Here is a 25,738-nt window from a genome sequence, read left to right as displayed (position 1 = left end):
CGCATCCCGAGCGCATCAGCGCCTGGTGATCACGGCTTCCAGATATTCGCTGTGCACGACGATCGTGCCGTCGTCGGCATGATTGAACTCGCCGAGCAGCGCCAGCAGATCGCGCTTCAGCGCCGCCTGGCCGGTCTCGTCGAGTGCCGCAAACGCCTTGAGCGTGGGCCCGTAGAAGGTCTTGAAGATCTCCAGCCAGTGCTCCGGCGAGCGATAGCGGAACACGAACATGCGCGGCTCGGCGGCGATCTCGGAAGCCTGGCTTGCAAACATCTCCTCGAGCCGCGCCACCGTGCCCCACAAGGCCGGCGACTTCACCCCGGCCGGCGGCGGCAAATGCTTGCCGATGGTCTTGAACAGCTGGCCAATGAAACCCTGCGGCGTCCAATTGGCGAGGCCGATCTTGCCGCCGGACTTGCAGACCCGCGCGAGCTCGGAGGCGGCTTTGTCCTGGTCCGGCGTGAACATCACGCCGAAGGTCGAGAGCACGACATCGTAGCTGGCGTCGGCAAACGGCAGCGCTTCGGCATCCGCCTCGCGGAATTCGATCATGAGATGTTCGGCCGCCGCGCGCTCGCGCCCGCGCTTGAGCAGCGCCGGCACGTAGTCGGTGGATGTGACGTCACACCAGCGCCGCGCCGCAGCCAGCGTCGCATTGCCGTTGCCGGCGGCGACGTCCAGCACCTTGCTGCCGGCGCGTATGTCGAGTGCCTCACAGAGCTGTTCGCCGACGATCTGCAAGGTGGTGCCGACCACGGCATAGTCGCCCGACGACCAGGCGCCGTGCTGGCGCTGCTTGACGGCGGCAAGATCGGGTTGGGCTGCGGCTGGCTTGAGCGCGGCGGATGTCGACATGGCAATCTCCTGCGGTTGAAAACGCCGGGACGATAGAGCGCATGCGGCTCGCTGGCCTTGAGAGCGGCGTTATTTTACGCTGAGAGCGCCTTGATTTCCGAACGGGAGCCGAGGGGGAATTGTGACGTTTCAGTTCGAGGAGTTCCTGCTCGACCCCGAGCGTCGCGAATTGCGGCGCGCAGACACGCTCGTCGGGCTCGAACCCCAGGTGTTCGATCTCCTGACCTACCTCGTCCGCAACCGCGACCGCGTGGTGACGCGGGACAATATGCTCGATGCGATCTGGAACGGCCGCGTCGTCTCGGAATCGACACTGACGAGCCGGATCAACGCAGCGCGCCGCGCGGTTGGCGACAATGGCGAGGAGCAGCGGCTGATCCGCACCGTCGCGCGCAAGGGCGTGCGGTTCGTCGGCGCGGTGACCGAGCTCGCCGGCCCCGCCAGACTAGCCGGGACAGACGAGCCGCCCGCGCCGCCGCCTACGGGCCTGCCGCTGCCCGACCGCCCCGCGATCGCGGTGCTGCCCTTCACCAACATGAGCGGCGAGGCCGAGCAGGACTATTTCTCCGACGGCATCAGCGAGGACATCATCACCGCGCTGTCGAAGCTGCGCTGGTTCTTCGTCATCGCGCGCAACTCCTCCTTCATCTACAAGGGCCGCACGGTTCATTTGCGGCAGGTCGCCGAAGAGCTCGGCGTGCGCTATGTCGTCGAGGGCAGCGTCCGCAAGGATGGCGAGCGCGTCCGCATCACGGCGCAACTCAACGACGTCGCCACCGGCAGCCATCTCTGGGCCGAACGCTACGACCGCGAGCTCGCCGACGTCTTCTCCGTCCAGGACGAGATCACCGAGGCGATCGTCGCCGCGATCGAGCCGCAACTCTATGCCGCGGAGAATTTTCGCGCCCAGCGCAAGCCGCCCGACAGCATGGACGCCTGGGACCTCGTCATGCGCGCGCTCTCGCACTACTGGCGCGTGACGCGGCAGGATCACGTGGTCGCCCAGGCCCTGCTCGAAAAGGCCATCGCGCTCGATCCCACCTACGGCAAGGCGCTTGGCCTGCTCGGCACCAGCTACATGTTCACGGCGCATATGGGCTGGATGGACATGGCCATCGCGATACCCGCCGCCGAGCGCGCGGCGCGTGCCGCGATCCGCGCAGACGACGAGGATGCCTGGGCCCACAACGCGCTCGGCCACGTTCATCTGTTCGCACGGCGGTTCGAGGACTCTCTGGCTGAGTTCGAGACGGCGCTAATGCTCAATCCGAACTTCGCGCTGGCGCAGGGCTACTATGGACTGGCCTTGGGCTATTGCGGTCGCTGGCAGGAGGCCGACGAGGCTGCGCGGCGGGCGATCCGGCTCAGCCCGCGCGACCCCTATGCCCCGGTCTATTTCGGCATCGCCGCCTATGCGCGTTTCCTCGGCGGGGACGACGAGGAGGCCATCCGCCTGGCGCAGGAGGCCTTGCGCCAGCGCAGCGACTTCGTCGGGGCGCACCGGGTGCTGACCGCGGCCGCCGGCATGGCCGGGCATCGCGAGATCGCCGCCGCGGCCTTGAGGGAACTGCGCCGCGCCCAACCGAATATCTCGCTCGCCTGGATCACCGAGTTCATGCCTATCAAACTTGCTGCCGACCGAGAGCGCTACCTCGAAGGCTTTCGCCGGGCTGGCCTGACCTGAAGCCCGAACAGGCCGCTATCCCCTCGAATCAACAATGATGTTAAGCTCATGCGGCTTGGGGGAGCATGAGGCTTGACGGGGTCGCACAATGGCCCGTGTTTTCCCGGGTGTGGCAGTCAGCTCTTGAGGCGTAACGCGCGGCATGATTCGCATTTCGACGATCTTCATCGCCATCTGCATGGTTCTGGTCGCGGCCTCGCTCGGGCTGGTGCTCTACGCGGTCGCCGGCATCAGCGGAACCGAATCCGCGATCGTGGCGCTGACCGCGCTGACCTTCCTGATCCTCTACAACGCGGTGTCGATGCGGCTGCGCGACCGCAGCGACGTCGGCGGCCAGATCGCCGATCTGTCACGCGGCACCGCCGACCTCGCGCGCCAGGTGGCCGAGTTCGGCCGCCGGCTGGCGGCGATGGAGGGGCGCATCGCCTCGTCCAACTCGACCAATTCCGACCGCATCCAGTCGGTGGTCGGCGAGATCAACGAGCTCGGCGGCCTGGTCAGGCAGCTCGCCACAACCGTGTCGGCTCATGAGGACCTGCTGGCTGGTGCCGCGCCTGGACCTGCGGCAGCGCCGGTGGCAAGACCGGAGCCGGAAGCGCCGATCGACCTGATCGCGCCTTTCGAGGAGCGGCAGGCTGCGCCGCCGCCGCTTTCCCCCGCACCTCCCGCGGTGCAGCCGCGGCCGGCAGCGGCGGTTCAGGCCCAGACCGCCCATGCGGTCCAGGCCGCCAACGGTCGCAACCAGACCCAGTTGCTGGCGACGCTGCGCAACGCGATCGACGAGAACCGCATCGACATCTTCCTCCAACCGATGGTGACGCTGCCCCAGCGCAAGGTGCGGTTCTACGAAGCCGTGACGCGGGTGCGCGACGAGCGCGACCAGCTGATCGCCGCCGAGGACTTCATCAGCATCGCCGAGGCCTCGGGGCTGATCGGACGCATCGACAACATGGTGATGCTGCGCTGTGTGCAGGTGCTGCGGCGCCTGATGGTGCGCAACAAGGACGTCGGCGTGTTCTGCAACGTCGCGGCCTCCACGCTTGGCAATTCCACCACCTTCGCGCAATGCCTCGACTTCCTCGAGGCCAACCGGGCACTGGCGCCGTCGCTGGTGCTGGAGTTCAAGCAATCGACCTTCCACAATCTCGGTCCGGTCGAGACCGAGAACCTCGCCGCGCTCGCCCAGCGCGGCTTCCGCTTCTCGATCGACCATGTCACGGACTTGCGGATCGAGCCGCGCGAGCTAGCCGACCGCGGCGTGCGCTTCATCAAGGTGCCGGCCACGCTGCTGCTCGACCCCCGGCAGGCCTCGACCTCTGACATCCACCCGTCCGATCTCTCCGACCTGCTCGGCCGCTTCGGCATCGACCTGATCGCCGAGCGGATCGAGGGCGAGCGCGCCGTGGTCGATCTGCTCGATTATGACGTGAGGTTCGGCCAGGGGTTCCTGTTCGCGCCGCCCCGGCCATTGCGGCCGGAAGGGGCATCTGCTACCGGCGGGGCCTCGCCGAACCAGGCGCAGGACATTCAGGGACCCAATGGCTCCGGCACACAAAGCTCAGGCGCGACGCCTTCGGCGCCTTCGCCACAGCGTATCACCGGCAACGCGGCGCTCGCGCGCCGTATCTGATCGGCCGCACGCATCATGACCACGCTGCATTTCGCCGAAAGCCTGCGCGAGCTCGTGGGCGGGGTCGACGTCGTGCTCAGCGACATCTGGGGTGTCGTGCATAACGGCCTCGAATCCTTCCCCGAGGCCTGCGAGGCGTTGCACACCTATCGCAGCCGCGGCGGTACGGTGATCCTGATCACCAATGCGCCGCGCCCAGCCGACTCTGTGCAGCGGCAATTGCGCAAGCTCGGTGTCGCCGACGAGACCTATGACGCGATCGTGTCATCGGGCGACCTGACCCGGCTCTATGTCGCCGAGCATCCCGGCCGCAAGATGTTCTGGCTCGGCCCCGAGCGTGACAACTCGATCTACCGCGGCCTCGATGCGACAACCGCGCCGCTGGAAGAAGCCGACTACATCGTCTGCACCGGCCTCTATGACGACGAGACCGAGACCGCCGAAGACTATCGCGGCATGATGCTGAAGGCGCGCGAGCGCAAGCTGACGCTGGTCTGCGCCAACCCCGACATCGTGGTCGAGCGCGGCGACCGGCTGATCTATTGCGCCGGTGCCATCGCCGAGCTCTACCGCGAGCTCGGCGGCGAGGTGATCTTCTACGGCAAGCCACACCGGCCAATCTACGAGCGCGCCATGCGGCTCGCCGGCGAACGCCAGGGCCACCAGATCGATCGGAAAAAGGTGTTGGCGATCGGCGATTCCGTCCGCACCGACCTGACCGGCGCGCGCGAGTTCGGCATCGATTGCCTGTTCGTCACCCGCGGCATCCATGCCGAGGAGTTCGAAGGCCTCGACCAGCTCGACCCGGCCTCGGTGATGGAATTGTTCGGCCACCCGCCGAAGGCCTTGATGCGCGAATTGAAGTGGTGACGGCATAGCCATCATCCCGGGGTGGTCCGAAGGACCAGACCCGGGATCTCGAGATTCCGGGTTCGGTGCTAGCGCACCGCCCCGGAATGACAACTCCCAACACAAAAAGCCCGGGACGAGCGCCCGGGCTTTCCGAATTTCAGCCGAAAACTCTGGCGCTCTTACGCGCTCGCCATGTCCGGGAAGACCGCTTCGATCTTGGTCTTCAGCGTCGCCGCGTTGAACGGCTTGACGATGTAATTGTTCACGCCGGCCTTCTTGGCCGCGATCACGTTCTCGGTCTTCGATTCCGCCGTGATCATGATGAAGGGCGTGGTCGCGAGATTCGGGTCCGCGCGCACTTCGCGCAGCAGGTCGTAACCCGTCATCGGCTCCATGTTCCAGTCGGAGATCACGAGCCCGTACTTCTTGCCGCGCATCTTGTTCAGCGCCGCCGAACCGTCGCTGGCATCATCGATATTCTCGAAGCCAAGCTGCTTCAGCAGATTCCTGATGATTCGGATCATGGTGCTGTAGTCATCAACCACCAGAACCGACATCGACAAATCAACCGCCATCTCGACTCCCCCAACGCATACCCAGGAATATTACGATCGGACCTGCCAGGCGGGAGGCCCGTCCAGTTCCACGTTCCAAGGACTAGCACCAAGGCGTTAAACAGCCCGTTAACTGCGGGCGCCCCCGAAGAATTGAAATCGTGTTCAATCGGCCCTCCTCCCCCGCTTGACTTCATCGGGCGGGTCAAGCCACGGTCCCGGCCGGTCCCGCTGGTTCGAGAAATTCCCCTGATGGCCCCGCAATTTACCGTTATTCGCGACACCACGCCGGATTCCGCTATTCCCCGGGGCGCCGTGGTCGCCATGGGCAATTTCGACGGGGTTCATCTCGGCCACCGGGCCGTCATCGCGGCGGCCCTGGAGATGGGCCGGACGCATGGCCGCCCTGCGCTGGCATTGACCTTCGAGCCGCATCCGCGGCGGTTTTTCAGCCCCAATACCCCGCAATTCCGCCTGACGGACGAGCGGGCCAAGCTGCGGCTTCTGGCCGGCACCGGGCTCGCCGGCGCGGTGGTCATGACGTTCGACAAGGTAAGGGCCGGCACCAGCGCGCAAGACTTCATTCACCAAGACCTGATCGGACGTCTCGGCGTCAGCGGCATCGCGGTCGGCTACGACTTCCATTTCGGCAAGGGGCGGGTCGGCTCGCCAGGCCTGCTTGTGAACGAGGCACCCCGGCTCGGCATCGAGGTCGACGTGCAGCCGCATGTCGATATCGACGAGCGGCCGGTCTCCTCCAGCGCAATCCGGATCGCACTCGCCGAAGGTCTCCTCGATGAAGCCACCACCATGCTGGGCGCGCCCTGGTTCGTCACCGGCGAGGTGATCCACGGTGAGAAGCGCGGCCGCGACCTCGGTTACCCCACCGCCAACATTCGTCTGGACGCCAATTGCGGCCTCAAGCACGGCATCTACGCGGTCCGGGTCGGCCGCGGGCCTGAGCGCCTTGACGGCGTGGCCAGCTTCGGCCGTCGCCCGACCTTTGATAATGGCGCACCGCTGCTCGAAATCTTCCTGTTCGACTTCAAGGGCGACCTCTACGGGCAGGCGCTCGACTGCGCCTTCATCGGCTTCATCCGCGAGGAGCTGAAATTCGACAGCCTGGAGGCCCTGATCCGCCAGATGGACGACGATTCCGCCCGTGCCCGCACTATCCTGGCCGCCGCCCCGGACGCATTTCCGCGGCTGGGCATCATCGACTGAGGCCGAAACGGGCCTGCCGGACCTTTGCGCTTCGGACCTTTGCGCTTCCTTTGGCCCCCTGCTATGGAGAGCCCATGTTTGCGCGGCGCATCATAGGGATTAGCGGCCCGGCTTCCGCCTGAGCTTTGGCTCGGCGCAAGACCGGGATTTTGTCGTTCCACCCCCGCGATTCCATGTCGCCATCCGTTCCCGCGCCCTTCCGAGCCAGTCAGCCTCATGTCCGAAAAGCCGCAAAAGTCCCAAAAGACCGAAGTCAACGACTATTCCAAAACCCTATTCCTGCCGCAGACCGAATTCCCGATGCGCGCCGGCCTGCCGCAGCGCGAGCCGGAGATCCTGAAATACTGGAACGACATCGGCCTCTACGACAAGCTGCGCAAGGAAGCCGAAGGCCGCGCCAAATTCGTGCTGCATGACGGGCCGCCCTACGCCAACGGCAACATCCATATCGGGCACGCGCTGAACAAGATCCTCAAGGACGTCGTGACCAAGAGCCAGCAGATGCTCGGTTTCGACTCCAACTACGTGCCGGGCTGGGACTGCCACGGCCTGCCGATCGAATGGAAAATCGAGGAGGAGAACTACCGCAAGAAGGGCAAGCAGAAGCCCGATTTCCGCGACTCCACCGCGATGGTGGCATTCCGGAAGGAGTGCCGCGCCTATGCGACGCACTGGATCAACGTGCAGCGCGAGGAGTTCAAGCGCCTCGGCATCATCGGCGACTGGGATCATCCCTATCAGACGATGACCTATCCAGCCGAAGCGCAGATCGCGCGCGAGCTGATGAAATTCGCCGCCAACGGCACGCTTTATCGCGGCTCCAAGCCGGTGATGTGGAGCGTGGTCGAGAAGACTGCGCTGGCCGAGGCCGAGGTCGAGTACGAGGACTACACGAGCGACATGGTCTGGGTGAAATTCCCCGTGACCTCGCCGGCGCATGGCGTGCTGGCCTCCGCCAGCGTCGTGATCTGGACCACCACGCCGTGGACGCTGCCGGGCAACCGCGCCATCTCGTTCTCGCCGAAGATCGCCTACGGCCTCTACAAGGTGACGGATGCACCTGCGGACAATTGGGCCAGGAACGGCGATCTCCTGATCCTGGCCGACGCCCTGGCCGCAGACGTGTTCAAGCAGGCGCGCGTCACGGCTTACGAGAAGGTGCGCGACATTCCCGGCGACACGCTGGACGCCGTCGAATGCGCCCACCCCTTGCGTGGCTTCGGCGGCGGTTACGAGTTCATCGTGCCGCTGCTCGCCGGCGAGCATGTCACTGACGACACCGGTACCGGCTTCGTGCACACCGCGCCGAGCCACGGCCGCGAGGACTTCGACGTCTGGACGGCCAACACCCGCGAGCTCGATGCGCGCGGCATCCCGACCGCGATCCCCTACACCGTCGACGAGAACGGCGCCTACACCGCACAGGCCCCCGGCTTCACCGGCAAGCGCGTGCTCAACGACAAGGGCGAGAAGGGCGACGCCAACGAGGCCGTGATCCAGGCGCTGATCGAGGGCGGCAAGCTGCTCGCGCGCGGCCGCCTCAAGCACCAATATCCGCATTCCTGGCGCTCGAAGAAGCCGGTGATCTTCCGCAACACGCCGCAATGGTTCATCGCGATGGACAAGGACATCAGCGAGGACGGCCACGCGAAGAAGGGCGACACGCTGCGCGCCCGCGCGCTGCATGCGATCTCGGTGACGCAATGGGTGCCGCCGTCGGGCGAGAACCGCATCAACGGCATGATCGCCAACCGTCCGGACTGGGTGATCTCGCGCCAGCGCGCCTGGGGCGTGCCGATCGCCGTGTTCGTGCGCGAGAAGGCAGACGGCTCGGCCGAGATCCTGCAGGACGAGATCGTCAACCAGCGCATCACCGAAGCCTTCATGGAGGAAGGCGCGGATGCCTGGTACATGGACGGCGCCCGCGAGCGCTTCCTCGGCTCACGCGCGAGTGAGGACTGGAAGAAGGTCGACGACATCTGCGACGTCTGGTTCGATTCCGGCTCCACGCACGCCTTCGTGCTCGAGGATCGCCAGAACTTCCCGCAGCTCGGCAACATCGTCCGCAAGATCGACGGCGGCAACGACACCGTGATGTATCTCGAAGGCAGCGACCAGCACCGCGGCTGGTTTCATTCCTCGCTGCTGGAAAGCGCCGGCACGCGCGGCCGCGCGCCCTACGACATCGTGCTCACCCACGGCTTCACGCTCGACGAGAACGGCCGCAAGATGTCGAAGTCGATCGGCAACACCGTCGAGCCGCAGAAGGTGATCAAGGATTCGGGCGCGGATATCCTGCGCCTGTGGGTCTGTGCCACCGACTATGCCGACGACCAGCGCATCGGTCCGGAGATCCTGAAGAACACCATCGAGACCTATCGCAAGCTGCGCAACACGGTCCGCTGGATGCTCGGAACGCTGCATCACTTCAAGGCGAGCGAGAAGGTCGCTCATGCCGAGATGCCGGAGCTCGAACGGCTGATGCTGCACGAGCTTGCAAAGCGGGCCACCGTCATTCGTTCGGCTTACACCGTGTTCGACTACAAGACCGTCGTCGCCACGCTCTCCGCTTTCCTGAACAGCGAGCTGTCGGCCTTCTACTTCGACATCCGCAAGGACACGCTGTATTGCGATCCGCCGTCCTCGCCAGTGCGCAGGGCGGCGCTGACGACGATCGATCTGTTGTGCGAGTCAGTCCTGAAGTGGCTCGCTCCGGTTCTGAGCTTCACTGCCGAGGAGGCCTGGCGGATGTACAGGCCGAAGGCCGAGCCGTCAGTCCATCTCACGGTTTTCCCCGATGGAATGGACGCATTCGTCGACGACACGCTCGCCGCGAAATGGGAGACGATCCGCAACGTCCGCCGCGTCGTTACCGGCGCGCTCGAGCTCGAACGCGCCGCCAAGAACATCGGCTCCTCGCTCGAGGCGTCGCCGGTGATCTATGTCGCCGACAGGAACATGCTGATGACGCTGTTCGACACCGACCTCGCCGAGATCTGCATCACTTCGAACTACGAGGTGCGTGAGGGCGAGGCGCCGGCTTCGGCGTTCCGTCTCGATGCCGTGCCCGGCGTTGCCGTCGTGGTGGAGAAGGCGGTCGGCACCAAATGCGCGCGCTCCTGGAAGATCTCGCCCACGGTCGGCGAAGACCCCGAATATCCCGACGTCACCCCGCGCGACGCGAAGGCGCTGCGCGAATGGAAGGCGCTGGGGGTTGGCGTTTGACCTAGCGTCTAATCGAGCGTCGTCCTGGCGAAAGCCAGGACCCATTACCACCGTCGCAAGTTGCAACGAAGGCTGATGACCACGAGTCCCTCAAACAACGACCGCCTGGGGTTATGGGTCCCGGCCTTCGCCGGGACGACGGCGGTGTTTTTGGCAGGCATCCCGGCATGACTCCCCTCCGCGCCGGCATCCTCTCGGCCGTGGTCACGGTGATCCTCGACCAGGCCTCAAAGCTCTGGCTGCTCAACGTGTTCGACCTCGCCCGTCGTGGCGTGGTGAAGGTGACGCCGTTCTTTGACCTGGTGCTGGCCTGGAACATCGGCATCAGCTTCGGCTGGCTCCAGAACGACGGCCAAGCGGCGCAGATCGCGCTGATGGCGGTCAAGGCCATTGCGGTGGTCGCGCTGGCGATCTGGATGGCCCGCTCCCACACCCTGCTGGCCACGATCGCGCTCGGCCTGATCATCGGGGGCGCCATCGGCAACGGCATCGACCGACTGGCCTATGGCGCAGTGGTCGATTTCGCCCTGTTTCACATCGATATCGGCGGAAATACCTATAATTGGTACGTGTTTAACCTCGCGGACGTGGCCATCGTTGCTGGGGTGGCGGGGCTATTGTATGATTCCTTCCTGGGGGTACCCGCCGCAAAAGCGCCCTGATCCCGGCCGATACGACCGGCAGGTGGAACCTTGCTTTTGCGAGGGTTTAGGCCGCGCGCGAGCGGCAAACTGCCACAATTTGGAACAGGTACAGTGATGCGCAGCTCGAAGACCAGCGATTCGATGGTTCGAGATCCCCGGTCGGGGTTCTGGCAGGCATTGAAATTGTCCGCCGTCGCGCTCGGCATCGGCCTCGTCATGTCGGCAGGCGCGGCCCGCGCCGGTGACGACGGCGACGATGACGATGACATGACCTTCGAAGAGAAGCTCATCGACAATCTGATGTCCGGCATCGGCGCCAAGAGCATGGAGAAGAAGGGGATCGAGTACCGCGAGCGCTCGCCGCTGGTGGTGCCGCCCAAGCTCGACCTGCCGCCGCCCGCCGGAACCGAAGCCAAGAACGCGCCGAACTGGCCCAAGGACCCCGACGAGAAGCGCCGCAAGGAAGCGATCGCCCAGCGGAAAAAGGCCGTCAAGGCGACGGAGAGCTGGCAGGCCGCCCGGCCGCTGACGCCCGCCGAGATGAAGGCCGGCCAGGTCGCCGCCCCGGAACGCACGAGCAATGACCCGATCCAGCCGGGCACCAACGGCAACCCCTCGCTCAGCCCCGCCCAGCTCGGTTTCTCCGGCGGTCTGTGGAACATGATGAAGGGCGGCAACGGCTCCGAAGAAAAGAAGTTCGAGTCGGAGCCGCCGCGCCAGTCGCTGGTCGAGCCGCCGCCGGGCTACCAGACGCCGTCGCCGAACTACGCCTATGGCGCCGGGCCGGACAAGTCGCGGCGGACCTATTTCGACATCATGTCGGGCAAGGACAAGGAACAATAGCGTTCCTCGTCCGTCGCAACATCCCGAGTGACGCCAATCCGGCGCCGGCGGCGGCTGCACGCCGGACGCGGTCTATAAATTGCTTATCAGTAACTTGCCTAAGCGTTGAGTTCTCTGCTTCGTGACGCGAAGCCTCAGCCGCACGGTATAGCATACCGTGCCTTCCGAGCCGGACATCCGGGCTCGGCCTGTCATAAGGATCATGATGTCCGCTAACCGATCGGCTGCCTGCCTCCTTGCCGCGCTGCTTTCGACCAGTGTCCTGTCGGCCGGCGCCGCCGTTGCCCAGACCACGGTGACATCGGCACCACCCGCCAGCTTCACGCTTCCCAACGGCCTCCAGGTCGTCGTGATCCCGGACCACCGCACGCCCGTGGTCACCGAGATGATCTGGTACAAGGTCGGCTCGGCCGACGAGACGCCGGGCAAATCCGGGCTCGCGCATTTCCTCGAGCACCTGATGTTCAAGGGCACCTCGAAGCATCCGGTCGGCGAATTCTCCCAGACCGTGCTTCGCGTCGGCGGCAACGAGAACGCCTCGACCTCGGTCGACTACACCAATTATTACCAGCGCGTGCCGAAGGAGCAGTTGCCGACCATGATGGAGTTCGAGGCCGATCGCATGACCGGCCTGATCCTCAAGGACGAGAACGTGCTGCCCGAACGCGACGTCGTGCTCGAAGAGTACAACATGCGCGTCGCCAACAATCCCGAGGCGCGGCTCAACGAGCAGATCATGGCCGCGCTCTATCTCAACCATCCCTACGGCCGGCCGGTGATCGGATGGCACCAGGAAATCGAGAAGCTCGATCGCGAGGATGCGCTGGCCTTCTACCGCCGCTTCTACGCGCCGAACAACGCGATCCTGGTGATCGCCGGCGACGTCGAGGCCGCCGACATTCGCCCGCTGGTCGAGCGCAATTTCGGCTCGATCCCGGCACAGCCTGCGATCCCGGCGCGCCGCGTCCGCCCGCAGGAGCCGGAGCCGGCCGCCCCGCGCACCGTCACGCTGGCCGACCCGCGCGTGGAGCAGCCGAGCCTGCGCCGCTATTATCTGGCGCCCTCCGCAACGACGGCCGCAGCCGGCGAGAGCGCGGCCCTCGACGTGATGGCGCAGCTGATGGGCAGCGGCAGCAACTCCTATCTCTACCGCGCGCTCGTCGTCGACAAGCCGCTCGCGGTCTCCGCCAGCGCCAGCTATTCGAGCATCTCGCTCGACCCGACCCAGTTCGCGATCTCGGCCGCGCCCAAGCCCGGTGTCAGCTTCGCCGATGTCGAGCAGGTGATCGACGGCGTCATCGCCGACATCGCGCAGAACCCGATCCGCGCCGAGGATCTGGAGCGCGTGAAGACCCAGCTCATTGCCGAGGCGATCTACGCCCAGGACAATCAGGCCGTGCTGGCGCGCTGGTATGGCGGCGCGCTGACCACGGGCCTGTCGATCGAGGACATCAGGAGCTGGCCCGACCGCATTCGCGCGGTCACCGCCGAGCAGGTGCGCGCTGTCGCGCAGAAATGGCTCGAGAAGAAGCGCTCGGTGACGGGCTACCTGATCAAGGACACTGCTGCCACCAAGCGCGAGGAGAAGCGTTCGTGACCTATCCTTTCCTCCGCGCGCGTCACTTCGCGCTGTCTTTCGTCACCGGCGCGGCGCTCGCGCTCGCCACCGTCTCGCCGTCGCAGGCGGCCGCAAAGATCCAGCGGCTGGTCTCGCCCGGCGGCATCGAGGCCTGGTTCGTGCAGGACGCGACCGTGCCGCTGATCGCCATGGAATATTCCTTTGCCGGCGGCTCGGCCCAGGATCCCAAGGACAAGTCGGGCGTCGCCAATCTGGTCGGCGACCTGCTCGATGAAGGCTCCGGCGATCTCGACTCCAAGACCTTCCATGAGCGGCTCGACCGCCGCGCCATCGAGCTCTCCTTCAGCGCCAGCCGCGACAGCTTCCGCGGCAGCCTGCGCATGCTGCGCGACAACAAGGACGAGGCCTTCGACTTGCTCAGGATGGCGCTGACCTCGCCGCATTTCGACACGGTCGACGTCGAGCGCATCCGCTCGCAGGTTCTCTCCGGCCTGCGCCGCGAGACCACCAATCCGTCGTCGCTCGCGAGCCGCAAGTTCCTGGAGGTCGCCTTCGGCGATCATCCTTACGGCCGGCAGAGCAACGGCACGCTGGAGAGCGTGCCGACCATCACGGTCGCCGACCTCAAGGACTATGTCGGCCGCGTGCTCGCCAGGGACGGGCTGAAAGTCGCTGTCGTCGGCGACGTCGATCCTGCGACCCTCGGCAAGCTGCTCGACCACACGTTCGGCGGCCTGCCCGCCAAGGCCAATCTCGTGCCGGTGCCCGACGTCGACGCGGCCAAGCCGCCACAGCGCGCCTTCGTGCCGCTCGACGTGCCGCAGACCGTGATCACCTTCGGCGGCCCCGGCGTGAAGCGCAGCGACCCCAACTTCATGGCGGCCTATGTCGTCAACCACATCCTCGGCGGCGGCGGACTGTCCTCCCGGCTCTATCGCGAGGTGCGCGAGAAGCGAGGCCTGGCCTATTCCGTGTTCGAATCGCTGCTCTGGATGGAGCATTCGGCGGTCTTCATCGGCAATACCGGCACCCGCGCCGACCGCGCCGGCGACACCATCGACGCCATCGAGAAGGAGGTACGCCGCATCGCCGAGGAGGGCCCGACGCAGAAGGAGCTCGACGAGGCCAAGTCCTACCTCAAGGGCTCGCAGATGCTGGCGCTCGACACCTCCTCCAAGCTGGCGCAGGCGCTGCTGCAGTACCAGCAGGACAAGCTGCCGATCGACTATATCGAAAGGCGCAATGCCATCGTCGATGCAGTGACGCTGGATGACGCCAAGGCGGCCGCCAAGCGGCTCTGGGGCCAGGGCCTGCTGACGGTCGTCGTCGGCCGCGCCCCGCAGGCCGCCGCGCAACCGGCGGCCACGGCGCCGAAATCGAACTGACCTCTGCTCTATAGGCTTCCTGAATGGCCGGGCTCGCCCCGGCCATTTGCGTTTCGCTGGGAGCGCCATTGCTGAAGGCTGATGTCCGCGGTATGTCCGGGCATCACGAATGGTGCCATCATGCTGCGGATATCCCGCGATCTCGTCATCGACGAGGACGACATCGAGATCGGCTTCGTCCGCGCTTCCGGCCCGGGCGGGCAAAACGTCAACAAGGTCGCAACCTCCGCGCAGCTCCGCTTCGACACCCGCAAGCTGACCCTGCCCGAGGACGCGGCGATCCGGCTCGCCCGCATCGCCGGCCAGCGCATGACCAAGGACGGCGTCATCGTGATCCACGCCCAGCGCTTTCGGACCCAGGAGCGCAACCGCCAGGACGCCATCGACCGCCTCGTGGAAATCCTCAAGGAGGCCATGGTGCGACCGACGCCGCGGCGCGCGACGCGGCCGACCTTCGCCTCCAAGCAGCGCCGGCTCGAAGGCAAGAAGCGCCGCAGCGACGTCAAGGCGAAGCGCGGGCGCGGTTTCGACGACTAATTGGCGCGGCAAAAAACTCCGGCCGCAAGGCGACCGGAGTTTTGTCGTTTCACCCGACGAGACTAGTAACGCTTGGACGGGGCTGCGCTGCCCGTCGCGGCATCGTCGGCCGTTCCCTTGTGCGCAGCGCTACCCGTGGTTCCGACCGCGCCCTTCGTTCCTTTGCTCGACTTCATACCGCTCTTCTCGCCCGCAGCCCCCTGCTGCGCACCGAGATCCTCATCTTCGCTGCCTGCCGCGCCCCCCTGCATCGGCTTGCTTTGCACGGTGCCGCCTGGCCTCGTGCCAGACGATGTCCCTTGCGCGAGAACGGGCGTCGCAATGAGGGCTGCGAGAGCGCATGCGATTGCTGAGGTCTTCACCAACTTCATCCATTATCTCCTGGATTTTTTCGCGATGAACCGTTCGGCTGCCTTCTGCGCCGTTCGCCTGCACCGGACCGGTTCATCGCGTAGAGAGTTCGAACGGCGCGATGGTGATGCAAGCCGCGTCGTGTGGTGAACGTTTAGGGTTTTCGCGGCGCTTTCGCGGAATTGTGCTCCGCATATAAGGCAGCGCGGAACATCACACCCCACAAGCATGTCCGCGCACAGCGAAACAGCCCGCTACTACCACCGCATGTTTGGCCGCGCCTAGTGTTTGCGCGCATTGATGGAGATGGCGGATTCTTGGCGATGCGCGTAGTCGTGCTGGGATTGTGCACCGCGATGGTGCTGGTGGTGCGGGTTGCCGGTGCGCAAATGCCCTTGCCGGCCTCAAAGCCGCCGGATGGTGCCACATTGTTCAAGCAGCAATGCGCGGTGTGTCACACCCTGAGCCTGTCGGAGCCGATGCGGCAAGGGCCGCCCCTGGTCAAGGTCGTAGGCCGGCCCGCCGGCAAGGTCGAAGGCTTCCATTATTCGGATGGCCTCGCCAAGGCTGATTTCACCTGGGACGAGACCCGGCTCGATGCGTGGCTGGCCGATCCGCAAGCCGTCATTCCCGGCGTGATCATGATCTACCGGCAGGCCAAGCCGGAGACGCGCGCCGCAATCATCGCCTTTCTCAAGGAGCAGCACTGAATGGCAAAGCCCGTTCATTCCATGATCCGCGTGCTCGATGAGGCGCGCTCACTCGACTTCTACAGGCGCGCCTTCGGCCTGGAGGTCGCCGACCATCTGAAGTTTTCCGACTTTGCCCTGATCTATCTGCGTCATCCCTCCACACCTTTCGAGGTCGAGCTGACGGTGAATTTCGATCGCAAGGAGCCGTATGCGCTCGGCGACGGCTACGGCCACCTCGCCGTGGCGGTCGAGGATCTTGACGCCGAGCATGCCCGCTTCGAGCGCGAGAAGCTCGCGCCGGGGCCCTTACGCGACTTCAAGCACGACGGCAGGACGCTGGCGCGCTTCTTCTTCGTCAGCGATCCCGATGGCTACAAGATCGAGGTGATCCAGCGGGGCGGACGCTTCGGCTGATCACATCACAAAAAACCAAATCACAAAAATTACGGAGGAATGCCATGAGAGAAGTCGATCGTCGAAGCAAGCACAGCCGCCGCGTCTTTCTCAAGGGCGCGGCGACCGCCGTGCCGGTCGTAACGGTCGCGACCAGCGTCGCCGTCAGCATCGAAGGCGCCTGGGCCGACGATGCGAGCGCGCTCTCGCCCGCGACCATGAAGACGCTGCTGAAGGTCGCGCGCGACATCTATCCGCACGATGTCCTCGGCGACAGCTACTACATCACCGCGATCAAGCCGTGGGACGGCAAGGCCGCCAAGGATCCCGCCGTCAAATCGCTGATCAGCGACGGCATCGGCCGGCTGGATCAGAACGCGCGCGATCGCCACAAGGTCGCCTATGCCGAAGTGCCCTGGGAAGCCGACCGCGTGGTGCTGCTGAAGGAGATCGAACAGAGCGACTTCTTCCAGAAGGTGCGCGGCGACCTCATCGTCTCGCTCTACAACCAGAAAGAGGTCTGGCCGCGGTTCGGCTACGAGGGCTCCTCCGCCGAGCATGGCGGCTACATCAATCGCGGCTTCGCCGACATCGACTGGCTGCCGAAGGCTTAACGCACCCAACGGTTCAGGAGAACGCATATGGCCAAATTCGATCTGAACGACTCCAGCGTTGTGGTGATCGTCGGCTCCGGTGCCGGTGGTGGCACGCTGGGCAACGAGCTCGCGCAAAAGGGCGTCAAGGTTGTCATCCTGGAAGCAGGTCCGCGCATCGAGAACCAGGACTTCGTCAACGACGAGTGGGAGAGCTTTTCCCAGCTCGCCTGGACCGACGCGCGCACCACATCGGGGACGTGGCGTGTCGCCAAGGACTTCTCGGGCCTGCCCGCCTGGATCGTCAAGGCGGTCGGCGGCTCCACGACGCATTGGGCCGGCGCCTCGCTGCGTTTCGACGAGCACGAGTTCAGGGTGAAGAGCGCCTACGGCAACATTCCCGGTGCCAATCTCCTGGACTGGCCGGTGACGCTGGCGGAGATGGAGCCGTGGTACGCCAAGGCCGAGAACAAGATGGGCGTGACCCGCACCAACGGCATTCCCGGACTTCCCGGCAACAATAACTTCAAGGTGCTGGAGGCCGGCGCGAAGAGGCTCGGCTACAAGACCGTCCACACCGGCAACATGGCGATCAACAGCCAGCCGCGCGACGGACGCGGCTCGTGCCAGCAGATCGGCTTCTGCTTCCAGGGCTGCAAATCGGGCGCGAAATGGTCGACGCTCTACACCGAGATCCCCAAGGGCGAGGCGACCGGCAATCTCGAAGTCCGGCCGAGCAGCATGGCGGTCAAGATCGAGCATGATTCCAGCGGCAAGGTGACCGGCGTCGTCTACGCCGACGAGACCGGCGCCATGCAGCGCCAGAAGGCGCGCATCGTCGCGGTGGCCGGCAATTCGATCGAGAGCCCGCGGCTCTTGCTCAACAGCGCCTCGACCATGTTCCCCGACGGCCTCGCCAATTCATCAGGACAGGTCGGCCGCAACTACATGCGCCACATGACCGGCAGCGTCTATGCCGTGTTCGAGAAGTCGGTGCATATGTATCGCGGCACCACCATGGCCGGCATCATCCGTGATGAAGCCGCCAACAACCCGAAGCGCGGCTTCGTCGGCGGCTACGAGATGGAGACGCTGTCGATCGGCCTGCCCTTCATGGCGGCCTTCCTCAATCCGGGCGCCTGGGGACGTTCGTTCACGTCAGCACTCGACGGCTATCCCAGGATGGCCGGCATGTGGCTGGTCGGCGAGGACATGCCACAGGAGACCAACCGCATCACGCTTGACCCCGTCGTGAAGGACAAGTTCGGCCAGCCGGTTGCGAGCGTGCATTTCGACGATCATCCCAACGACGTCGCGATGCGGGCTCACGCCTACAAGCAGGGCGCGGCCGTCTACGACGCCGTCGGCGCCACCGTGACCTATCCGACGCCGCCCTATCCGAGCACGCACAATCTCGGCACCGTCAGGATGAGCGAGAAGCCACGCGACGGCGTGGTCAACAAGTTCGGGCAGAGCCACGACGTCAAGAACCTGTTCGTCTCCGACGGCAGCCAGTTCACCAGCGGCGCGGCCTGCAACCCGACGCTGACCATCGTCGCGCTGGCGATCCGGCAGGCGGATTACATTGCGGGAGCGATGCAGAAGAAGGAGATTTGATCGTACGCTCTCAATAGTCGTCCTGGCGAAAGCCAGGACCCATTACCCCAGGGAGGAGTTTGGCGAAGACCCGTCATCCGGTACTCATACCGCGGATCATCGATGGACCGCGCGGTATGGGTCCTGGCCTTCGCCAGGACGACATCGAGGGTGGAGCGCTATTCTGCCGCATCCAAGATCGGCGCAACGGTGGCCTTGAAATCCTGGACCGGCGTGACGCTCCGGGAGCGGTAGATCAAACACGAGCAGCGCAGCAGTGAGGCGAAATTGTTGACCTCGCCGTGATGGTCGAGCACCTCGTTGTAGAGCGTGGTCAGGAACTTGCCGAGGCTCATGCCCTCCTTGGCCGCGATCTCCTCCAGCGTGTCCCAGAATGCCATCTCCAGCCGGATCGAGGTGCAGTGCCCGCCGATCCGCAAAGACCGGGTCTGGGATTCGTAGTCGCGTTGGGGCTGGTGCGCGAAGAGATGGCACATGGCGTCCTCCCGTCCTGTTGCCATTTTTTCACGATGCTACACCGCGGCCCGGCACCCCACAATCAGAACGGTCACCGGAAGTCGCTTCATCCGGGTTGCGCGATTTTCTCGAACGGCCAATGTCTTCAATGTGATAGGCATCCGTCGTCCCCAGCCCGCCACGTTCCTGTTGCCCAACACATGCTTTTGACGCAACACGGCCTAGAATAGCGCTGCCAGCGAATCCAGATCGTAAGCCTAAGCCCAGAGCCCATGCCCGTCCGCCAACTGCCAGAACAGGTCGTCAACCGCATCGCCGCCGGCGAGGTGGTGGAGCGGCCCGCGAGCGTGGTCAAGGAGCTGGTCGAGAACGCCATCGATGCCGGCGCGAGCCGGATCGACGTCTTCACCGACGGCGGCGGGCGGCGGCGGATCGGCATCACCGACGACGGCAGCGGCATGACCGCGAAGGACCTGTCGCTCGCGGTCGAGCGCCATGCCACCTCCAAGCTCGACGACGAGGATTTGCTCCAGATCCGTACCCTCGGGTTCCGCGGCGAGGCGCTGCCCTCGATCGGCTCGGTCGCGCGGCTGTCGATTACCACGCGGCACGCCAGCGAGCCTCATGCCTGGGCGCTGTCAGTCGAGGGCGGCGAGAAGTCAGAGATCATGCCGGCAGCGCTCGCGCATGGCACGCGCGTCGAGGTTGGCGACCTCTTCTATGCGACGCCGGCGCGGCTGAAATTCCTGAAGACCGACCGCACCGAGGCGGAAGCCATCCGCGAGGTTGTCAGGCGCCTCGCCATGGCGCGGCCGGACGTTGCCTTCACGCTCGCGGGCGAAGAGCGCGCACCGGTGACCTGGGCTGCCGCGCTCCCCGGCGCCGCCGGCCGGCTGACGCGGCTCGGCGATATCCTCGGCGCTGAATTCCGCAGCCACGCCATCGAGGTCCATGCCGAGCGCGAGGGCGTCGTGGTCAGCGGCTATGCCGCGGCTCCCGCGCTGACCAAGGCCAACGCGCTCGGGCAATATCTCTTCGTCAACGGCCGCCCGGTGCGCGACAAGCTGATCCTGGGCGCCGTGCGCGCGGCCTATTCCGACTATCTGCCGCGCGACCGCCATCCGGTGCTGGCGCTGTTCGTCACGCTCGATCCGCGCGAGGTCGACGCCAATGTGCATCCGGCCAAGACCGAAGTGCGCTTCCGCAACGCCGGCCTCGTGCGCGCCCTGATCGTGCACGGATTGAAGGACGCACTCGCACGCGAGGGCCGGCGCACCGCCGCCAACAGTGGCGAGAGCGCGTTGTCCTCGTTCCGGCCCGCGTTCACGCCGCAGCGTCCGGCAAGCTGGGACTGGCGGGCTTCGCCATCCGCCCCGGTCGCGCCGATGCCGTCATTCGAAGGCTCGGCCGCGCCCGCCTTCGCCGAGCGCGCGCAAGCTGCCTTCGATGTCGGCGCGCCCAGCGCTGACGTGCGGATCGAGACCCAGCCCACAGGCGACCTCGTCGACCGCCCGCTCGGCGCGGCGCGCACGCAGATCCACGAGACCTATATCGTCTCGCAGACCCGCGACGGCCTCATCATCGTCGACCAGCACGCCGCGCATGAACGCATCGTGTATGAGCGGCTGAAGGCCTCGCTCGCCGCGAACGGCGTGCAGCGGCAGATCCTTTTGATTCCCGAGATCGTCGAGATGGACGAAGCCACGGTGGAGCGCCTGCTCGATCGTAGCGAGGAACTTGCCTCGTTTGGGCTTGCCATCGAATCCTTCGGCCCCGGCGCGGTCGCGGTGCGCGAGACGCCGTCGCTGCTCGGCAAGACCAATGCGGGTGGGCTCTTGCGCGATCTCTCCGAGCACATGGCCGAATGGGACGAAGCTCTTCCTCTCGAGCGCCGCCTGATGCACGTCGCCGCCACCATGGCCTGCCACGGCTCGGTGCGCGCCGGCCGCAGGCTGCGGCCGGAAGAGATGAACGCCCTGCTCCGCGAGATGGAGGACACCCCGAACTCCGGCCAGTGCAATCACGGCCGGCCGACTTATGTCGAGCTGAAGCTGAGCGATGTGGAGAAGCTGTTCGGGCGGAGATGACAGTGCCGTAGGGTGGGCAAAGCGAAGCGTGCCCACCACCTTTCACGATCATGGAAAGTTGGTGGGCACGGCGCGTTGCGCCTTTGCCCACCCTACGGCAGCACGGCCCTACGGCCCCTTCAGAAAGACAAACTCCGTGTCGTCATAAGCCCGCCGCTCCAATTCCTCGTATCCTTCCGGCGTTGCGAACTGCGCGGCCTTCGCCTCCTCAACCACGAGCAGCGCACCCGGCGTCAGCCAGCCGCCATCGCGCAGGCTCGCGAGCGCCTTCTCGGCAAATCCCTTGCCATAGGGCGGATCGAGGAACACCAGCGAGAACGGCTCGACGGGGTGCGCGAGGCCGAGATCGGTCGCATCGCGGCGATAGACCTTTGTGACGCCGCCAAGGCCGAGCGACTCCACGTTGTTGCGCAGCAGCGCGCGTGCCTCCGCGCCGTTGTCGACGAACAGCGTGAACTTCGCGCCGCGTGACGAGGCTTCGATGCCGAGCGCGCCGGTGCCGGCGAAGAGATCGAGCACGCGCGCATCCGCAATCGGATCGTCATAGGCGTGCACGAGGATGTTGAACACGGACTCGCGCAAGCGGTCCGCCGTCGGGCGGATGTCGCGCGAGGATGGTGAGGCGAGATTGCGCCCCTTCAACCTGCCGCCGACGACGCGCAAGCTAGTCCTCCCGCGGCGTCAGGTCGCGCTTGCCGTGATAGCCACGCTTGGGACGGCGCGGCGGGCCGTAGCCGTTCGCCTCCATCTCGTTGCGCTCGCGCGCCTCCTCGCTGCCGGTGCGCTGCACCAGCACGCGGCGGCCCTTGCGGTCGTTGATGACGGCGCGCTTCATCGGCTTCTTCGGCGCATCGTCACCGCGCCCGGCGGATTTTGCCGGCACGTCGAACTCGGCGCCCGATTTCTCGATCACCTTGTCGCCGAGCTGTTCGCGCAGCACGCGTGACTTGATCTCGTCGACCTGGCCTTCGGGAATCTCGCCGAGCTGGAACGGACCGTAGGAGACGCGGATCAGCCGGTTCACCTCGAGCCCGAGATGGGCGCAGACGTTGCGCACCTCGCGGTTCTTGCCTTCGCGGATCGCGAACACCAGCCAGACATTGGCACCCTGGTCGCGCTCGAGCGTCGCCTCGATCGGACCGTATTTGACGCCCTCGACCTCGATGCCGCTCTTGAGCTCGTCGAGCTGCGCCTGCGTGACGTCGCCATGGGCGCGAACGCGATAGCGGCGCAGCCAGCCGGTGTCGGGCAGCTCGAGCGTGCGCGCGAGGCCGCCGTCATTGGTGAGCAGCAAGAGGCCCTCGGTGTTGAAGTCGAGCCGGCCGACGCTGATCAGGCGCGGCAGGCCTTCGGGCAGATTGTCGAACACGGTCGGACGCCCTTCCGGGTCGTCATGCGTCGTCATCAGCCCGCGCGGCTTGTGATAGAGGAACAGCCGCGTGCGCTCGCGCGGCGGCAACGGCTTGCCGTCGACCAGGACGACGTCGTTCGGCGTGATGTCGAGCGCCGGCGAGTTGATGACGCGGCCGTTGACGGTGACGCGACCCTGCGTGACCATTTCCTCGGCGTCGCGGCGCGAGGCGAGCCCCGCACGCGCCAGGGCCTTGGCGATGCGCTCGCCGGCCTTCTTCGGCTTCGGCGCGTCCTCGCGGCGCGGACGGCCCTCGAAATCGCGATCGCGCTCGCGATAGGCGCCGCGGCCGCCGAAGGCCGGGCGCTTCTCGAAAATCCTGCTGTCATCCTCATTGTCGCGACGCGGACGATCGCGAAAACGGCCCTCGCTGCGCGGATGCTCCTGCCAGTCCATGCGGCCTTCCGGCCGCTGACGCGGGCGATCGAATTTTTGACGGTCACCCCGCTCGCTGTCACGGTCACGGGGCCGATCGAATTTCGGCCGCTCGCGGAACGGGCGATCACCCGATGCGCGATCGTCGCGCGAGCGCGAGAAGCGCGGACGGTCCTCGCCGCGTCCGCCCTCGCGGCGATCATCGCGTTGACGCCAGGGCTTTTCATCGCCGCGATCGCGGCCGCCGAAATCCTTGTCGAAGCTCTTGCGTGGACGGTCACCGCGCGGACGATCGTCGCGCTTCTGCCACGGCTTTGAATCGCTCCGCTCGCCACGATCACGCGGACGATCGCCAAAGCTGCGCTTGCGATCCCCCGAGTCGCTCTTGCGATCCCGGAAGTCGCGGTCACGACCAAAATCCTTGCGCGGACGTTCGGAGTCGCCGCGCGAAAACTTGCGGTCCTCGAACCGGCGCTCGGAGCGCTCGCCGCGCGGCGCGCGATCGTCACGGTCGAATTTGGGACGATCGCCGCGCGGCTTGAACGGACGGTCGCCACGCGGCTTGAAGCTGCGCTCCTCGCCGCCGCGGTCGTCGCGCTTGAAGCGCGGACGGTCGGAAAAATCGCGGCGCGGGGCATCGCCCTCCTCGCGACGGCGGAATGGACGGCTGTCACGGTCGCCGCGCGGACGGCTGTCGCGGTCGCCCTTGCCCTCGAAGCCGCGCTTGGCGAATTTCTTCTCGGAGCCACGCGGCTTGCCGCTACGGCCCTTCGATGGTCCCTTGGGGGGCCCTCGCCGGCCGCGGGAATCGTTGTCTTTGTCGCTGTCGCGAGGCATGAATAATCTCACTTAAGGGGGCGGCGCGGGAGCATTGCGCGCGCTCGTTCCGAGCCGCATGCTCAGGCAAAACCGGTATTCACTCTTGCTGAAGGCGGAGCTACTAGCAGGTTTCTGGCGATGATACGAGGCTTGAAAGCCCCCTCTTTCATGGATTTGGCGCTTCTGGCGGCCGAAAATGCCGGAAAAGCGGGCGAAGTTCCGATCGGATGCGTGGTGGTCCGCAATTACGAGGTCGTCGCCACCGCGGCGAACCGGACGCTGACCGACCATGACCCCACCGCCCATGCCGAGATCGTGGCGCTGCGCGAGGCGGCGAAAAAGATCGGCAGCGGCCGCCTGGTCGACTGCGACCTCTACGTGACGCTGGAGCCCTGCACCATGTGTGCGGGCGCGATCTCTTTTGCAAGGGTCCGCCGGCTCTATTACGGCGCCGCCGATCCCAAGGGCGGCGCGGTGGAGTCAGGCGTGCGGTTCTTTGCCTCGCCGACCTGCCACCACGCACCGGACGTCTATTCCGGTGTCGGCGAGAGCGAGGCAGCGCGGCTGCTCAAGGAGTTCTTCCGGGAGCGGCGGTAGGAGCTACGCTCTCCACTGTCATGCCCCGGCTTGACCGGGGCATCCAGTACGCCGCGGCCTATCGATCAATCACTGCCGTCACGGAGTACTGGATCGCCCGGTCAAGCCGGGCGATGACAGTTGAGGGTGTGGCGGACAACGATGCCTAAGCCGAGAAGAACTCGCGCAGCGCCTTGGCGGTCACATCGGGGTTCTCCTCGGTCAGGAAGTGCCCCGAATCCACCGGCATGCCGTCCACGTTCGTCGCCCATTGCTTCCACGTGTCGAGCGGCGTCGCCGCGGCCTGGGCCACGCCGGCATTGCCCCACAGCGCCAGCATCGGCACCGTGATCTTCTTGCCGGCCTCGAAATCGGCCTTGTCGAGGTCGTAGTCGAAATAGGCGCCGGCGCGATAGTCCTCGCACATCGCATGCACGCGGGCGGGATCGCGGAACGGGGCGATGTAGTGCTCGAGCGCGCGCTTGTCGATCGCCTCTAACGTCTTCGACCTGGTCTGGCTCGCCATCTTGAAGCGCAGGAAGAACTCGCCATTGCTCGAGATCAGCGTCTCCGGCAGCGGCGCGGGCTGGGCCAGGAAGGTCCAGTGATAGATCTTCAGTGCATAGGCGCGGTTCATCCGCTCCCAGTAATTATAGGTCGGCAGGATATCGAGCACGGCGAGTTTTGATAGCCGGCCTGGATGGTCGAGCGCCAACCGATACGATACACGGCCGCCGCGATCGTGGCCGGCGAGCGCGAAGTGCACGTGGCCGAGCTGCTCCATCGCCTCGACCATGGCCTTGGCCATCGCGCGCTTGCTGTAGGGCATGTGCAGCGCATCGCTCTCGGGCATGTCGGACCAGCCGTAGCCCGGCAGGTCGGCGATGATCAGCGTGAACTTGTCGACAAGCTGCGGCGCCACGCGGTGCCACATCACATGGGTCTCGGAGAAGCCGTGCAGCAGCAGCAGCGGTGGCCCCTCGCCGCCGACGCGGGCGAAGATGCGGCCGAAGGAGGTGTTGATCCACTCGGAGGCGAAATCGGGATAGAGGTCGGCGAGATCGGACATCTTTCTGCATCCTTGTCTGGTCGTTGCCGGGCGGCCCCCGACAAAAAATGTCGAAAACAACCCCATGCACAGTAGCACGGCGTCATCGGCGTGGGCTGCTAAGTCCAACAGCCGATTGCGCATTTCTGGAATGTGGATGCGGCGGCGCGGTGGCGCCGAAACTCTTGATTTCCGGATCGGCGCGTTGCGCGCGCCGTCCGGAATGACAAGCTAGAGCATGATGTTTTTACACGGAAACATAGCCTGAGTTTTTGAAGTAGTTGGTGCACTCCTGCTCGGAGAAGAGA

The 25,738-nt window shown here is 65.7% G+C and carries 23 protein-coding genes; 16 read left to right on the top strand and 7 right to left on the bottom strand.

Annotated elements, in window-relative coordinates:
* Positions 1 to 15 precede the first annotated feature (15 nt).
* Positions 16 to 855, bottom strand: coding sequence for a class I SAM-dependent methyltransferase (locus JQ592_RS19715; protein ID WP_211404467.1), 840 nt, complete (start codon positions 853 to 855; stop codon positions 16 to 18).
* Positions 856 to 976: 121 nt separating this feature from the next.
* Between JQ592_RS19715 and JQ592_RS19710 the strand changes: the two genes are divergently transcribed.
* The 3 genes from JQ592_RS19710 to JQ592_RS19700 all read left to right on the top strand — a co-directional run bounded on the left by JQ592_RS19710 (position 977) and on the right by JQ592_RS19700 (position 5,039).
* Positions 977 to 2,539, top strand: a complete 1,563-nt coding sequence (locus JQ592_RS19710) for a winged helix-turn-helix domain-containing tetratricopeptide repeat protein (RefSeq protein WP_211404466.1) — start codon at positions 977 to 979, stop codon at positions 2,537 to 2,539.
* Between the two features lie 142 nt (positions 2,540 to 2,681).
* Positions 2,682 to 4,169 (top strand): EAL domain-containing protein, encoded by a 1,488-nt coding sequence (locus tag JQ592_RS19705; RefSeq protein WP_211404465.1) that lies wholly within the window; start codon positions 2,682 to 2,684, stop codon positions 4,167 to 4,169.
* A 15-nt stretch (positions 4,170 to 4,184) separates the two neighbouring features.
* Positions 4,185 to 5,039 (top strand): TIGR01459 family HAD-type hydrolase, encoded by an 855-nt coding sequence (locus JQ592_RS19700; RefSeq protein WP_211404464.1) that lies wholly within the window; start codon positions 4,185 to 4,187, stop codon positions 5,037 to 5,039.
* A gap of 161 nt (positions 5,040 to 5,200) precedes the next feature.
* Here JQ592_RS19700 and JQ592_RS19695 read toward each other — a convergent pair whose 3' ends face one another.
* A complete protein-coding gene (locus tag JQ592_RS19695; protein ID WP_007596883.1) occupies positions 5,201 to 5,596 on the bottom strand; it encodes a response regulator in 396 nt (131 codons plus the stop codon).
* 231 nt (positions 5,597 to 5,827) lie between these two features.
* Between JQ592_RS19695 and JQ592_RS19690 the strand changes: the two genes are divergently transcribed.
* The 7 genes from JQ592_RS19690 (at position 5,828) to arfB (ending at position 15,012) form a co-directional block, all read left to right on the top strand.
* Positions 5,828 to 6,799, top strand: coding sequence for a bifunctional riboflavin kinase/FAD synthetase (locus JQ592_RS19690; protein ID WP_211404463.1), 972 nt, complete (start codon positions 5,828 to 5,830; stop codon positions 6,797 to 6,799).
* Between the two features lie 216 nt (positions 6,800 to 7,015).
* A complete protein-coding gene (gene ileS, locus JQ592_RS19685; protein ID WP_211404462.1) occupies positions 7,016 to 10,024 on the top strand; it encodes an isoleucine--tRNA ligase in 3,009 nt (1,002 codons plus the stop codon).
* A gap of 167 nt (positions 10,025 to 10,191) precedes the next feature.
* Positions 10,192 to 10,686 carry a signal peptidase II gene (gene lspA / locus JQ592_RS19680; RefSeq protein ID WP_211404461.1) on the top strand — a complete coding sequence of 165 codons (495 nt, stop codon included), beginning with the start codon at positions 10,192 to 10,194 and terminating at the stop codon, positions 10,684 to 10,686.
* Between the two features lie 96 nt (positions 10,687 to 10,782).
* Positions 10,783 to 11,511 carry a hypothetical protein gene (locus JQ592_RS19675; RefSeq protein WP_211404666.1) on the top strand — a complete coding sequence of 243 codons (729 nt, stop codon included), beginning with the start codon at positions 10,783 to 10,785 and terminating at the stop codon, positions 11,509 to 11,511.
* A gap of 205 nt (positions 11,512 to 11,716) precedes the next feature.
* Positions 11,717 to 13,108: a M16 family metallopeptidase gene (locus JQ592_RS19670; RefSeq protein ID WP_211404460.1), complete on the top strand. Its 1,392-nt coding sequence runs from the start codon at positions 11,717 to 11,719 to the stop codon at positions 13,106 to 13,108.
* On the top strand, positions 13,105 to 14,475 hold the full coding sequence (locus tag JQ592_RS19665) for a M16 family metallopeptidase (protein ID WP_211404459.1): 1,371 nt from the start codon (positions 13,105 to 13,107) through the stop codon (positions 14,473 to 14,475). Before JQ592_RS19670 ends, JQ592_RS19665 begins: the two co-directional genes overlap by 4 nt.
* A gap of 120 nt (positions 14,476 to 14,595) precedes the next feature.
* Positions 14,596 to 15,012: an alternative ribosome rescue aminoacyl-tRNA hydrolase ArfB gene (gene arfB / locus JQ592_RS19660; RefSeq protein ID WP_211404458.1), complete on the top strand. Its 417-nt coding sequence runs from the start codon at positions 14,596 to 14,598 to the stop codon at positions 15,010 to 15,012.
* A gap of 62 nt (positions 15,013 to 15,074) precedes the next feature.
* Here the strand turns inward: arfB and JQ592_RS19655 are convergent, their stop codons facing one another.
* Complete coding sequence (locus JQ592_RS19655) at positions 15,075 to 15,383, bottom strand: hypothetical protein (RefSeq protein WP_211404457.1); 309 nt, start codon at positions 15,381 to 15,383, stop codon at positions 15,075 to 15,077.
* Positions 15,384 to 15,686: 303 nt separating this feature from the next.
* Here JQ592_RS19655 and JQ592_RS19650 point away from each other — a divergent pair, with 303 nt between their 5' ends.
* Genes JQ592_RS19650 through JQ592_RS19635 form a run of 4 tightly spaced genes read left to right on the top strand, consistent with a single transcriptional unit; the run spans position 15,687 to position 18,658 of the window.
* Positions 15,687 to 16,073, top strand: coding sequence for a c-type cytochrome (locus JQ592_RS19650; protein ID WP_211404665.1), 387 nt, complete (start codon positions 15,687 to 15,689; stop codon positions 16,071 to 16,073).
* Positions 16,074 to 16,469 (top strand): VOC family protein, encoded by a 396-nt coding sequence (locus JQ592_RS19645; protein WP_211404456.1) that lies wholly within the window; start codon positions 16,074 to 16,076, stop codon positions 16,467 to 16,469.
* A 44-nt stretch (positions 16,470 to 16,513) separates the two neighbouring features.
* A complete protein-coding gene (locus JQ592_RS19640) occupies positions 16,514 to 17,062 on the top strand; it encodes a gluconate 2-dehydrogenase subunit 3 family protein (RefSeq protein WP_211404455.1) in 549 nt (182 codons plus the stop codon).
* A 27-nt stretch (positions 17,063 to 17,089) separates the two neighbouring features.
* Positions 17,090 to 18,658 carry a GMC family oxidoreductase gene (locus JQ592_RS19635; RefSeq protein ID WP_211404454.1) on the top strand — a complete coding sequence of 523 codons (1,569 nt, stop codon included), beginning with the start codon at positions 17,090 to 17,092 and terminating at the stop codon, positions 18,656 to 18,658.
* Positions 18,659 to 18,816: 158 nt separating this feature from the next.
* Here the strand turns inward: JQ592_RS19635 and JQ592_RS19630 are convergent, their stop codons facing one another.
* Entirely contained in the window at positions 18,817 to 19,134 is a 318-nt protein-coding gene (locus JQ592_RS19630; RefSeq protein ID WP_122400968.1) for a ribbon-helix-helix domain-containing protein, read from the bottom strand.
* 252 nt (positions 19,135 to 19,386) lie between these two features.
* On the opposite strand from JQ592_RS19630, the gene mutL reads away from it, so the two are divergent.
* A complete protein-coding gene (mutL, locus tag JQ592_RS19625) occupies positions 19,387 to 21,201 on the top strand; it encodes a DNA mismatch repair endonuclease MutL (protein ID WP_211404453.1) in 1,815 nt (604 codons plus the stop codon).
* Positions 21,202 to 21,309: 108 nt separating this feature from the next.
* Here the strand turns inward: mutL and rsmD are convergent, their stop codons facing one another.
* Together rsmD and JQ592_RS19615 are read right to left on the bottom strand one after the other, a co-directional pair.
* Positions 21,310 to 21,864: a 16S rRNA (guanine(966)-N(2))-methyltransferase RsmD gene (gene rsmD, locus JQ592_RS19620; protein WP_211404452.1), complete on the bottom strand. Its 555-nt coding sequence runs from the start codon at positions 21,862 to 21,864 to the stop codon at positions 21,310 to 21,312.
* A 1-nt stretch (position 21,865) separates the two neighbouring features.
* Positions 21,866 to 23,824: a pseudouridine synthase gene (locus JQ592_RS19615; RefSeq protein ID WP_211404451.1), complete on the bottom strand. Its 1,959-nt coding sequence runs from the start codon at positions 23,822 to 23,824 to the stop codon at positions 21,866 to 21,868.
* A gap of 120 nt (positions 23,825 to 23,944) precedes the next feature.
* Here JQ592_RS19615 and JQ592_RS19610 point away from each other — a divergent pair, with 120 nt between their 5' ends.
* A complete protein-coding gene (locus JQ592_RS19610; RefSeq protein WP_211404450.1) occupies positions 23,945 to 24,403 on the top strand; it encodes a nucleoside deaminase in 459 nt (152 codons plus the stop codon).
* A gap of 145 nt (positions 24,404 to 24,548) precedes the next feature.
* Here the strand turns inward: JQ592_RS19610 and JQ592_RS19605 are convergent, their stop codons facing one another.
* Entirely contained in the window at positions 24,549 to 25,451 is a 903-nt protein-coding gene (locus JQ592_RS19605) for an alpha/beta fold hydrolase (RefSeq protein WP_211404449.1), read from the bottom strand.
* Positions 25,452 to 25,738: the final 287 nt, after the last annotated feature.

The organism is Bradyrhizobium iriomotense, assembly GCF_018129405.1.
GTDB lineage: Bacteria > Pseudomonadota > Alphaproteobacteria > Rhizobiales > Xanthobacteraceae > Bradyrhizobium > Bradyrhizobium iriomotense_B.
This window is presented reverse-complemented; position numbering and strand designations above follow the sequence as displayed.